Below are 11,957 nucleotides of genomic sequence, written 5' to 3' on the forward strand. Positions count from 1 at the left end.
GCCGGGGATGTCGAGGACATCGATCCCCGCTACGGCTCGCAGCTCATCCCAGGACTGGGCGGTTCGCGAGCCCATCGGTACCGAGCACCACGAAGTCTCTGCGCTCCACGATTGTCCTGGTCCGGTCCCCGCCGGGCCCGAACAATGCGAGGCAGGCGTCGACGTGAGCCAGATCGTGCAGCGCTCAGTACTGGATCCCGTCGAACTCTTTCGTCTCGTCGAAGGTCGGCATGCACCGATACTTCTTGGCATGACGCAGCAGGACGACGCCGCTTCAGATTCCACGGCCGCCGATGACAGTTCGGCAAGCACCACTCCACCGGAGGTGAACATCGATCACGCCTGGAAGCTTCTTTCCCTGGTCAATGAGTGGATTCGCCATGCGGACGCCAAGGCCACAGCGACATTGGCCTTCGCCGGCGCGCTGGGCGCATTGCTCTACAACCTCGTGAAGAACCAGACCAACACCGCAACAGTCCTCGACGCAGTCGTGGTCGCTGCGTGTCTTTTTCTCGGAGCCACGATCCTCCTGTGCGGCCTGACCCTCGCCCCCCGAATCCGAGACAAAGACGCCATTCCCGAAGACATAAACCGGGTCTTTTTCGCAAGCATCGCCCAGCAACCGCGACTCGACTACCGCGCCGTGCTCCGCACCCTCACCGAAGACGCGCACGAACTGATCCGGGACCTTGCCGACCAGATTCACGCCAACGCGCAGATTGCCACCAAGAAGAACACCTCCGCCAAGTGGGCCATCCGCGCCCTCCTAGCCGCCGGCGTCTGCCTCGCCATCGTCGCCATACTCATCGCACGCTGACCTCGACCCGAAAGGCGAGCACCACTCCGTGGACGGCAACTACAAGTCCTACAGCTGGACATCCAGCGCGAAGCGCATCACCGAGATCCTCGATCAGCCCGCCGGGCAATTTGAGGAAACAGACGACCTCCCGAGCCGCGACAAGCTCACCTACACCAACGGCTTCTACGGCCGCTGCACAGCGCTATTCATCGACATCCGCAGCTCGTCCAAGCTGCCGACCAAACACAAACGGCCCACCCTCGCCAAGATCTACCGCGCCTTCATCTCCGAAATGGTCGCAGCCCTCAACAGTCACCCGAAGATTCGCGAAGTCAACATCGTCGGCGACTGCGTCTGGGCCGTCTACAACACACCGTTTCGATCTGACATCGACGAGGTCTTCAGCACGGCTGCCACCGCGAACACCCTGCTCAAGCTGCTAAACGCCCGCTACCAGAAGCGCGGCATCGACCCCTTGAAGATTGGGATCGGCATCGACTGGGGGCGCGCACTGATGATCAAGGCCGGCTACAACGGGAGCGGCATCAACGACGTCATCTACATGGGCGACGTCGTCAACCGCGCTGCCCACCTCGCACACCAAGCAGGCCGCGACCAGTGGGGCTACTCCTCCGACGCTATCTGGGTCGGAGATGCAGCCTGGAGCAACATGAACGAGCACAACAAAGGACTCCTCACACGCAAATACGACAACGAGCTAGGCGAGGTCTACACCGGCAACATCGTCAACACGCAGATGGATGCATGGGTCGAGGAAAACGGGTAGACGCGAAACCATCGCCCGGCCGGTGGACCACGCTGAACAGAACTCCACCGCGAAGCCGGAGGCGCGGGCGCGAGACGATCCTCGCGGATCCGCGCGGCCGCCGCGGGCTCTACAACCTTCGTGGCCCGCCGGCGGCGAACACGGCCACAGCTCCCACCACCAGGCTGACACCCTCGAACGCAGGGCTGCGGTGCACGCCGTGAGACCAGCCAGGTAACAGCAGATCCGCGCGCCCTGAGATGCAGCCGAACGTGAGAACCCCACAACAGCAGCAGCTGGCGCAGCGGTCACGTACGATTTGGGCACTGCAGAAGCACAGGATGAGTCGGAGGTGTCACCGCTTACGGGCGGCTGGCCCTCCGGCTTTCTTTTTCACTGCGCTCGATCCATTTTCGTCGACGTCGTCGTCGGACACCAAGGGATCCTCGACCGGACGGAAATGTGTCCCACCGAGAATGATGTCGGGGTGCACCACGAGTTCGGGTCGGCCCTTGTCGTCGGTGAACAGGCCCATCAGCTCCCGCTTCCGTTGGTGTCGCGCAGCTGCACCATCATGCGGCGCGCGATCGTTCCGTCCGGGCGACGGTACCTCCCAAGGTGCGACGAGACGACTTCGAACCGCATTCCGCGCGGCAGAAGATGGGCCGTGTCATCGACGCGGTCGGATCGACCCAGATACATCCCGCGGTCTGTCTGGATCTCGAACACGATTTCCCGCTCACCCAGCGCGGGTTCGAGTTGGTGCACGGCATGGGTGGCCATCGTGAATCGATCGAACTCGATCTTGGATCCGGGTTGCAACGTCGAGGGCAGATCCTGCGGGCGTTCGGGCAACTTATCGGGCAGGGTGACCGAGCAGTAGACGACGTGGCCGCGGTCGTTGACCCGCTCGGCTGTCTGGATCGCGCGATCGACCCGCTGGACTCGCACGCGTGTCTTCTCGTCGAGCATCTGCGCATCACCGCTGACGTCGGACAGAACGCCCCCGAGGTCACGCCAGCGATCGGGATTGCCGATGAGCCCGGCGACTTCGCGGTATCCGCTGGCCGGAAGGTCCGATTGCGCACGATGTTTGGCTTTCGACCGCGCTTTGCGTTGCCGCGAGCTCAGCGGTATCCGGACCGAATCCGGGATCGGCAGCGGCCGCCGTTTGCGTGCGGACATCTCTTCGCTGACAGAGGGCCGTGGGTACGCCCGTTCGAGATCCTTGCGGGCGCGGTTGAATTCGCTGTCCTCGACCATCCGGTCCAGCTCGCGCGCACTGAGACGGCTTTGCGCGCGATCCTCGTACTCGTCGCGCAGGCGGTATCCCGCTTCCTTGGACACCAACCCGGCGCCGTCACCGGCTTCGGGATCCAGCCGCCATTGCGCCGGTGCGTCCGGGCTCGAACTGTAGGCCACGGGTTATGGGGCGCCTTCCACTCGATTCGAGCAGCTAACGCGGACGGTGGGTGGCGTGGCAGGCGGAAACATCGTTCCTGGTTGGTGCCTGCCACGCCTGGCCGGCGCGGCTGTTGCGCTGGTGACCAAACCTGCGCACCGTCCCGACGATTTCGAGCATATCGAAACAGCGGACTCCGGCAGGGGTGCTCACTTCGATGCGGGTGGGCGGCCACCACCTGCGCCCTGGCCCGGACGGGTGGGCTCCCATGTACGAATCGTCGCGAGGTACCAGACAGGGCTGCCGCCGATCCGCTCGTCGTGTTCCGGAAGGTCTCCCGGCCGCGGTTGTCCTTCTCGCCTTCGCTTCACCGCACGCGCGTGTGCGGTGCGAGTCGACTTGACCGTCCAGCCCATGTATTCGGCAAGGCGCGCGATGTCCAGCATCCTTGCTTCATTCATAGCAGTCATGTTAGCTACCGGGCGGAACACTGACATCGCGCCATACCACCGCCGACCCGCGTATATGACACGTCCCCGCAGTTCCGAGCCGGAGCCGCACGCGGCCGGCTTCAGCGTCCACCGTGGAAACGGGTGCCGATGCCCGACTTCCGAGCTGAAACATCAGTAAGCCGAGCTGCTGAGCCGCCATCTCACGGTGCTCGGGATCCCCAATTTTGAGTTGCGCCGACCTGGGGGGACGTCGGTAATCAGATCTTCGTGCCCGGAAGGTTCGCTAAACGCGACATTCTTCGTGGTCCGAACGTCGATTCGGCAATGATACGGAGCATGTCGGATGAGTGGGAGTTTCCAGATGCGGACCCGATGCCACGCGACGATGTCCCCATAGAGCGGCTGACATTCCCGCAATCCCTGCACATGTCCACCAGGCTGATCGAGGACGCGGTAGTAGTGATTCCCGGGATCATGGGCACCGAACTGATCGACACCTCGACCGGCAAGCTGTTGTGGGGGTTGAAGCCGAGACTGCTCGCTCAAATGTGGATCTCGCGAACGAGTCTGACGCGATTGGCGGTCACTCGAGACCATGCAGTTCAACCGGGTCGGCTGCTGCGAGTTCCTGCGTTCGCGCCGGTGCTAGCCGGGATCGAGCCGTACACGAATCTGGTGGCGGAGTTGCGGAACATCGTGCGCCATGAATCCGCGATCCTCGAGTTTGGCTACGACTGGCGGTTGTCAGTGCGCCACAACGCTGGCCTGCTGGCCGAGGCGATCGACCGCCACGTGGACGCCTGGCGGGTCCGGTCCGATCGTCGGGACGCCAAGGTGCACCTGGTCGCACATTCGATGGGCGGCTTGCTTTGTCACTCGCTGGCGGCAATCCCCGGTGCCACCGACAAGGTCGCCTCAACGATCACACTGGGTACCCCGTTCGAGGGCGCGGCGAAGGCGATGGTGATGCTCAATTCCGGTGAGGGCACACCGCTGCGATCCGGACAACTGCAGGCGATCGCTGTGACGATGCCGGGGATCTACGACCTGCTCCCAACGTATCGGTGCATCGACGAGGGCGACACGATCCGAGCTTTGACCGCTACCGACGTCGCCGCGGCTGGTGCAGACCGCGACCTCGCGGACGCGGCGTTGGCCCATCGAGCCGAGCTCGCGGATGTTCCGATCCCGCAACATCGGGCGCTGATCGGGATCGATCAACCGACGATGTGCAGCCTTGCCCTGGATGCCGGTCGAATCGAAACACTGTTTCACACGTTCGAGGTCGACCAGGCAGGTGAGCCGGTTCGTCATGTCAACGGTATTCTGAAGCGGTTCCCCGGCCTGGGGGACGGCACTGTCCCCAGGAACTCCGCCGTGCCGCTACACCAACGATGCACGACACCACTGCCGCAGCAACATGGCCCGATCGCCCGCACCGACGAAGCCATCGCCTTCGTCCGGGATCGACTTCTCAATCTCGACACCGGCCCACGGCTCGGTGCAGGTGACCTCGGAATATACTTGCCCGACATCGTGGGTGTCGGCGCCGAGTTCAATATCGCCGTCAACGGTGCCGATAACCCCGACGACATCCGGGCCACGATCGAGGACGTTGCCACCGGCGAGCAGATCGATCGACCGCACGCGCAGCGCCGCGACGGCGAACTAGTTGTGCCCGCGACAATCTATACGCCGGGCCTTCACCGGATCAGGATTGACGGCAGCGCCGTCTCTGCGGTCACCCAACTGGTCTTGGCCGACCCAGGGAACCACCGTTGAGTGTTCACGAGGGTCCCGAACTGTTTCCGATCGCAATCGGTCAGTATGTCGATAAGGGGCATCAGCCGCTCGACGTCGAGAAGGAGGTCACTGCTGTCGCCGAAATCTTGGCCGATTTCGACTGCCAAGTCGTGGAGTGGCCCACCGAGATGGTCGATCGCGGCAGCGATGCCGTCGACGACCGTCTGACTGAATGGGTCGCATCGACGAACCCACACACGGTCCTGTACTGGGTAGGTCACGGCTGGTCCGACGGCGATCGGGCCGCACTTGCCCACGCACGAAGCCCGAAAAACGTAAAGACGGCGGGAATCACCCCGGAGCGTCTCGGCGACGCCCTGATAAAACGTCTTGTCGTTGTCCCGGGGTCGTGGGCCATGGTCGTCGTGGACGCCTGCAGGTCGGCGACTTTCGTCCAGCGTTTGAAGGCCCATATCGGGGGGAGCCGCGACATCCGATATCTGCTTGTCGGTGGTCTGTCCGGCGAGGGTGCCACCACCCTGGGTAGTTGCAGCGACACCTTGCGGTCCATCCTCAATGTGACTTGCCGCGCCGACTATGAGATCCCGCTGCGGAAACTGGCCGAATGCCTTGAGGATGCCGGCGCCGAGGTCGAACAGAAGCGACTTGTCCAGGTTCGGCTGCGGCGGCGCCACGCCGTGTTGTTCAACGTCCCACTCGATGTCGGCAACGAACTCGATGCCGCCCTCGCCGACCTCAGCGTCGACGAGTTGCGGCACTTCCTGCCCAAGGCACACGGCGGGGAGATGCCGTTCACCGAAGCCATGCTCGGCGAGCAGTCGTGGTACTTCCAGGGCCGGGGCGCCGAAACCAGGAGTGTTGCGGGTTGGCTAGCTCGTCGAGAACGCGGGATGCGGGTGATCACCGGACCGGCAGGATCGGGAAAATCGGCATTGCTCGGACACCTCGTCGTACACGCCAACCCGACCCTGCGCACCGCGCTGCACGCTGCCGGTGTCCTCCAACTTCTGCCCAGCGATCAAAAGCTACCCGACAACGCATTCGATCTGATCCTGCATCTGACCGGCGCGTCGACTCAGGAGGTGATCGGTCGCCTCGCCCACGGCATCGGCGCCGACAGTCCCCCGTCACGGGAGGTCGGGCCGGCCGCACACTGGCTCGCCAAACAGTTCGCTTCCCATGCCCCGGTCACGATTCTCGTCGACGCTCTCGACGAAGCGGTCGACCCGCTTTCTGTGGCCCGCACGGTGCTGCGCGAGCTCGCCGCCGTCCCGACCGTGCGACTGCTCGTCGGTACCCGCGCGAGCACACGCGAACAACCCGATCGGCCCGCACCCGACACAGATCTTCTCGACGCGCTGGGCGCAGGTGACGACAACCTGGTCCGGGTCGACCGCGACCCCGACGCGATCTACGACTACGTGCGCGACCGTCTGCGCACCGCGGCCAGTAACGGGGAAATACCAGCGTCGATGCAGGTCGACGCCTTCGCCAAGGCTGTGCAGGCACGCGATCCGCAGTTCCTCTTCGCCCGGCTTGCCGTCCACGAGGTGATCGCAAACCCAGCCTGGCACGCACCCGTGTCGTGGGCAGACCTGCTCAAAGGCAACCATCAGCACCTGTTCGGGCTCGCCGTTGCCCGACTCGCTGCGGCCCGAGCAAGTTATCCGATGCTGCTGGCCGCGCTCGCGTTTGCCCGAGGCCGCGGCGTGCCCGTCGCCGATGACATCTGGGCGACAACCGCCCGTGCCATTTCGCCGACCGGCCACATCACCCGCACCGACATCGATCAACTCGCCGCCGCGGCCGCCCCCTATGTGCTCGCCGACCGGGAGTACGACCAAACCGTATACCGCCTCGCGCACCGTACCTTCGCCGAACACTTCACCAACGAAACCGAACCTACGCAAGCCGACCGCGACACGCATCTGGCCATCACCCAAGCCCTCGCCGCGACCACGGCCGGGTGGGACCACACCGACCCGGTCGCGCGTCCGCTCAACCCCTACCTCACCCATTGCGTGTCTGCGCATGCCGCGAGCGCCGGCGAAATAGGCTGGCGCCTCATCGGGGACGACCAGCGCCTTCTCGCGCTGCTCGACCCAGAATCAGTCGCAGCCGACGCCCTGCGTACCGCGTTCGGGCGCTATCCACTACCGCCCGCAGTCGGAGGTCTGATCACTTCACTCGACGGGTTGATTGGCCTCGACATCCCCGGTCGCAGTTTCGTTATCACGCTCGCCACTGCCCGACAAGCAGGCACGTACACACCCCCCAACGACCGTGCGAGCCCCGATCCCAACGCACGCCTGACCCTCCAGTTCGCCGATCTAAAGCCGCAGCCCGCGCACCGGATTCTGACCGGGCACACCGGAACAGTGCAGGCGTTGGCGACGGTACCGTTGCGCGACGGAGGAGTGCTGCTCGCCAGCGGCGACTACTACGGGACGATCCGGTTGTGGAATCCGCTCAGCGGGACACCGCACGGTGACCCGATGCCCGGACACAATGGCCCGGTACGGGGATTGGCGGCAATGCCGTTGCGCGACGGGGGCACACTGCTCGCCAGTAGCAGCGGTGACTATCACGGAACGATCCGGTTCTGGGACCCGGTGACCGGCGCAGCGCATGGGGACCCTCTGCACACCGGGCGTGTTTCGGCGCTGGCGGCTGTGCCGCTACCGAACGGGAATTCGCTGCTCGCCTGCGCAGGCGGTTACGACCGGGCGATCCGGTTGTGGGATCCGCTGACCGGTCTGCCACACGGGGACCCGCTGCCAGGCAGCACCGGTCGGGTGGTGACGTTGGCGGCGATGCAATTACCGGACGGGCGCGTGTTACTCGCCGCAGGCGACCACTACGGGACGATCCGGTTATGGGATCCACTGACCGGTCTGCCACACGGGGACCCGCTGCCCGGCAGCACCGGTCGGGTGGTGACGTTGGCGGCGATACAGTTGCCGGGCGGGGGTGTTCTCCTTGCCAGCGCCGGTGGCTACGGATTCGGCGGGACGATCCGATTGTGGGATCCACTGACCGGTGCACCGCACGGGGACCCGCTGCAACTAATACATCCCGTGAATGCGTTGGGGGCGGTGCACCTGCGGGACGAGGGCGTGCTGCTCGCCAGCGCCGGCGATCACACCGGGTCAATCCGATTGTGGGACCCGCTGACCAATGCGCCACACGGAGATTTGGCCGGACCCACCGGTCCGATGAGCGCGTTGGCCGCGGTGCAGTTTCGTGACGGGGGTGTGCTCCTTGCCAGCGGCGGCTGGGATGGGACGGTCCGATTGTGGGATCCGCTGAGCAACGCGCCGTACGGCAAGTCGCAAACGCACACCGGAAGTGTGGTGGCGTTGGCGGCCGTACAGCGTGCAGACGGGGGTGCGCTTCTCGCCGTCGCCGCCGGCGCAGGCGACGGGACGATCCGGTTGTGGGATTCGCTGACCGGTGCGTCGTACCGAAAGACGCTGAAGCACACCGAAACGGTGTGGGCGTTGGCGGCGATGCAACTACTGAACGGGGATACGCTGCTCGCCAGCGGCGACAGTCGAATGGTCCAGCTGTGGGATCCGTCCACCGGTCAACCCCTGCGTGTGTGCGGCGGGCGCGTACGGAACTGGTTCCGTCGACGTGGCCACGACTACCGCGGAATCAAGAGCGTGATGGCGTTGGAGACGGTGCAGCTACCGGACGGTGGCGTGCTGCTCGCCAGCGGCGACGGTCGAATGGTCCAGCTGTGGGATCCGCTGACCGGTGCGCCACACGGAAAACCGCTCAAGGTCACCGGTCGGACGCGGGAGTTGACGGCCCTGCAGTTGAGGGACGGGGGCGTACTGCTCGCCATCGGCGTCGAAAAAATGGTCCAGTTGTGGAATCCACTGACCGGTGCGCCACACGGCGATCCGCTACGCCACACCACCTACGTACGGGAGTTGGCGGCGTTGCCGTTGCGCGACGGGGGCGTACTGCTCGCCAGCGGTGACGGCCCAATGGTCCAGTTGTGGGATCCGCTGACCGGTGCGCCACACGGCGATCCGCTACGCCACACCAGCCACGTGCGGGCGTTGGCGGCGGTGCACTTTCGTGACGGGGGCGTACTGCTCGCCAGCGGCGACCAAGAAGGAACTGTCCGGCTGTGGAACCCAGATCCTGCGAACGGACAGGGAACGGTCGTGGCAGCTATTCCGACCAGATCGACTATCCGCTGCATGTCCGCGCTCGATGACGGATTGCTCGCAGTCGGGTTAGCCGACGGAATAGTCGTGATGCGCTTCAATCCAACCGTCCGATGCGGTCTCCCACCTCCTCCTGCAGAGGCACGGTCGACATGATGTCGATCACCCGAAGTCGTCCCGGCCATGGGTGCGCACCCTCCTGCAGTCGATCCACGACCAGACGACGCCGGAAGCGGTTCACGCGCAATATGATCGGGTGCTCGATGCGCTGAGAGAGACTATTGCCGGGCCGAGCAAGTCCGCACCGACCTACTCGCTTTTACGATCTTCCGGACCAGACCTGGCGCCAGATCTGGTCCAATGACCCGGGAACGGTTCAAAAAGAAATCCGTCGCCACCCGACCGCGCCGTCATCATCGGCCTCGTCGGCGCCGTGCTCGCCGAACGACACAACGAATGGATCGAGGAGCCGCCGCTACCTCGAGTTCGACGTCCTCACCGGCGCTCGCGCCGTCGTCACCAACAACGACGACACCAACCAGAACTGATGTGTGTGGGCTCAGGACATAGGTAACAAATCGTCACCGGGACATGGTTACCGCTTCCGGGGGCGGTGAGCGTTGAAGTTGCGGATGGGTTTGGTCGATGCCCGCGCGTGCAGTGAAAGCTCCTTGATGCCGTCGAGCACGCGGAAGTGATGATCTTCGACCACGACGGTGACGATGGTGCCGGCGTGTGTTCGTCCCACTCGAAGTCGCTGTCCAGCAACCATCACGACACCATCTTTGGGAACTCGCCGCTGAACACTCTGCGGCCCAGGTGGCGGCGGCAACGGCAGCGCCGTAGTCGCGGGCCGGGCACCTCTGATATCCTGAAACTCCGTGACAGAGAACGGGTTCGGTAGCGTCTTGAGTAGCATGTTGCCCGCCGAGGCGTGGATGAGGCCGATGTCGAATCTCAGCGTCACCCGAGTTCCGGCGGCCCCGGTGCCCAACGCCAGCTCCTGACCGCGGACAACGACGATGCCGTCGCGGTTGGCGGTGCGCTCGATTTCGATGTGCGTCGGTCGTCTGTTGGAACCGGGATTGGGTGGTGTGGGCGGCGCGGGGTCGGGTCGTCCGGCGCGAACTCCGCGTAGTGACAAGCGTTCGAGGTCGGCGGTGGTCACTCGCGACGAGACGGTCTTGATCACCTCGTCGGCGAGCAGGATGTGGATGCTGGTCAGGTGAATCCACAGGGTCACCGTCAGCCCGGCGTAGTTCTTGCCGATCCAGAGCTGCTGCAGACCCGCGATCACCACAACGCCCGACGGCGGCACACGGGCCTCCATTTCGATCGGTCGTGGCCCACTGCGGACGTTGGGCGGTGTCATCAGCGGAATGGGACCAACCGGCTTGTCGGGGCGGCCGACGCCGGCGACCGGGTGTAGTTCCGGATCGGTGGCTCGGTTGCGGAACAGGCTCGCTGGCGTAGCCATGTCCAGCGATTGGTGGGGCCGCACGGTGTTGTAGGCGTGAACCCATTCGTCGATTCCCGCTTGGGCAGCCTCGATCGATTCGAATGCGCCTGTCTCGTCGAGAAGTTCGCGTCGCAATGTCTTGTGAAAGCGCTCGACCTTGCCGGTGGTCGTTGGAGAGCGTCGTTTGGTTAATCGGGCGGTGATGCCGTTGTCGCGACAGATCCGTTCGAAGAGGACCTCGGCCGGTAATGGTCTGGTGAACTTGCCGGTGAACTGTTTGCCGTTGTCGGTGAGCACTTCGAATGGTGCACCCCAGCGGGCGATTGCGGCCAGGAACGCATCGCACACTGCAGGACCGGACGGCACAGGTAAGACGGTGGCGGCGACGACGAACCGGGAATGGTCGTCGATGGCGGTCAGCATCTTGTGCTCGCGGCCGTTGACCAGGAACACTCCGCCGACGATGTCGAGTTGCCACAGGTGCATCGGCACTTCGGGTGCCCACCGTTTGTAGACTCGTTTATGTTGCTGCTCTTGGCTATTCAAAGACCATTGCGCACCAGAACGCGGTGGGTCGTAGATCGCGACGGGGCTTGTTCGCCGATTTCGAGCGTCAGTTCGTACGCGATGCGTCGGGCTCCCCAGCGTCGATGGTGGCGGCGCATTTCGCAGATCAACGCTTCGAGATCGGGAGAGATCCGGCCTGGGCTGGAATGCGGGCGACGCGACAGATCGGCCAAAGCGTCCAGGCCGCCGGCCTCGTAGCGTTTACGCCACGCCGTGACCGTCTGCCGCGTGACGCCGTACCGTTCGGCTACCTCACCAACGGGCGCGCCGTCGTTGACTTCGGTGACAGCGCGTAGACGGATCTCCACCGTGACACGTGCCGCAACTTCGGAATCAGATTCAGGAACCTTTGGATTGACCACCACGAGAGCGTGGCATGCACGGGTTGCCCGTCAACGATGTCCCGATGACGAACGGTCAAAGATGTCCTGAACCCATACACGTCAGAACGAGGCAATTACTCCGGCACTGACCAATCACGCGGTCAACCTGACCTCGTACACCACGCATCTGGAGCCGGCACAATTTTGAGGCCACCATTCCGCACCGTTGGCTGGCTGCACAATA

At 64.4% G+C, this 11,957-nt stretch carries 10 protein-coding genes and 1 pseudogene; 5 read left to right on the forward strand and 6 right to left on the reverse strand.

The annotated features are described in order from the left end of the window. Nucleotides 1-163: 163 nt before the first annotated feature. Nucleotides 164-817, forward strand: a complete 654-nt coding sequence (locus OG921_RS24005; protein ID WP_266115089.1) for a Pycsar system effector family protein — start codon at nt 164-166, stop codon at nt 815-817. Nucleotides 818-845: 28 nt separating this feature from the next. Continuing rightward, nucleotides 846-1,586 carry an adenylate/guanylate cyclase domain-containing protein gene (locus OG921_RS24010; protein ID WP_266115090.1) on the forward strand — a complete coding sequence of 247 codons (741 nt, stop codon included), beginning with the start codon at nt 846-848 and terminating at the stop codon, nt 1,584-1,586. Nucleotides 1,587-1,920: 334 nt separating this feature from the next. On the opposite strand, the gene OG921_RS24015 is transcribed toward OG921_RS24010, so the two are convergent. The 3 genes from OG921_RS24015 to OG921_RS24025 form a co-directional block, all read right to left on the reverse strand. Next, nucleotides 1,921-2,100 carry a hypothetical protein gene (locus OG921_RS24015; RefSeq protein ID WP_266115091.1) on the reverse strand — a complete coding sequence of 60 codons (180 nt, stop codon included), beginning with the start codon at nt 2,098-2,100 and terminating at the stop codon, nt 1,921-1,923. After that, nucleotides 2,100-2,987 (reverse strand): hypothetical protein, encoded by an 888-nt coding sequence (locus OG921_RS24020; RefSeq protein WP_266115092.1) that lies wholly within the window; start codon nt 2,985-2,987, stop codon nt 2,100-2,102. The genes OG921_RS24015 and OG921_RS24020 overlap by 1 nt, the downstream gene beginning before the upstream one ends. A 189-nt stretch (nt 2,988-3,176) precedes the next feature. Continuing rightward, nucleotides 3,177-3,428, reverse strand: a complete 252-nt coding sequence (locus OG921_RS24025) for a hypothetical protein (RefSeq protein ID WP_266115093.1) — start codon at nt 3,426-3,428, stop codon at nt 3,177-3,179. Between the two features lie 327 nt (nt 3,429-3,755). Between OG921_RS24025 and OG921_RS24030 the strand changes: the two genes are divergently transcribed. Continuing rightward, complete coding sequence (locus OG921_RS24030) at nt 3,756-5,201, forward strand: hypothetical protein (protein WP_266115094.1); 1,446 nt, start codon at nt 3,756-3,758, stop codon at nt 5,199-5,201. On the opposite strand, the gene OG921_RS24035 is transcribed toward OG921_RS24030, so the two are convergent. Further along, entirely contained in the window at nt 5,123-5,941 is an 819-nt protein-coding gene (locus OG921_RS24035) for a hypothetical protein (RefSeq protein WP_266115095.1), read from the reverse strand. The genes OG921_RS24030 and OG921_RS24035 overlap by 79 nt on opposite strands. On the opposite strand from OG921_RS24035, the gene OG921_RS24040 reads away from it, so the two are divergent. Further along, complete coding sequence (locus OG921_RS24040) at nt 5,861-9,520, forward strand: hypothetical protein (protein ID WP_266115096.1); 3,660 nt, start codon at nt 5,861-5,863, stop codon at nt 9,518-9,520. The genes OG921_RS24035 and OG921_RS24040 overlap by 81 nt on opposite strands. A gap of 10 nt (nt 9,521-9,530) precedes the next feature. Continuing rightward, a pseudogene (locus OG921_RS24045) lies at nt 9,531-9,912 on the forward strand (transposase); the annotation flags it as partial. A 47-nt stretch (nt 9,913-9,959) separates the two neighbouring features. On the opposite strand, the gene OG921_RS24050 reads toward OG921_RS24045, so the two are convergent. Next, the gene (locus tag OG921_RS24050) at nt 9,960-11,309 is read right to left on the reverse strand and encodes an integrase core domain-containing protein (protein WP_266115155.1); all 1,350 of its coding nucleotides are present in this window, start codon (nt 11,307-11,309) and stop codon (nt 9,960-9,962) included. A gap of 56 nt (nt 11,310-11,365) precedes the next feature. Next, nucleotides 11,366-11,752 (reverse strand): helix-turn-helix domain-containing protein, encoded by a 387-nt coding sequence (locus tag OG921_RS24055; protein WP_266115097.1) that lies wholly within the window; start codon nt 11,750-11,752, stop codon nt 11,366-11,368. Nucleotides 11,753-11,957: the final 205 nt, after the last annotated feature.

The sequence above is a fragment of the Aldersonia sp. NBC_00410 genome (assembly GCF_026342035.1).
GTDB lineage: Bacteria > Actinomycetota > Actinomycetes > Mycobacteriales > Mycobacteriaceae > Aldersonia.

Excerpts from the sequence above, each read along its gene's own strand:
- OG921_RS24015 (WP_266115091.1), bottom strand. The coding sequence starts at position 2,100 with ATGGGCCTGTTCACCGACGACAAGGGCCGACCCGAACTCGTGGTGCAC.
- OG921_RS24025 (WP_266115093.1), bottom strand. The coding sequence starts at position 3,428 with ATGAATGAAGCAAGGATGCTGGACATCGCGCGCCTTGCCGAATACATG.
- OG921_RS24030 (WP_266115094.1), top strand. The coding sequence starts at position 3,756 with ATGTCGGATGAGTGGGAGTTTCCAGATGCGGACCCGATGCCACGCGAC.
- OG921_RS24050 (WP_266115155.1), bottom strand. The coding sequence starts at position 11,309 with ATGCACCTGTGGCAACTCGACATCGTCGGCGGAGTGTTCCTGGTCAAC.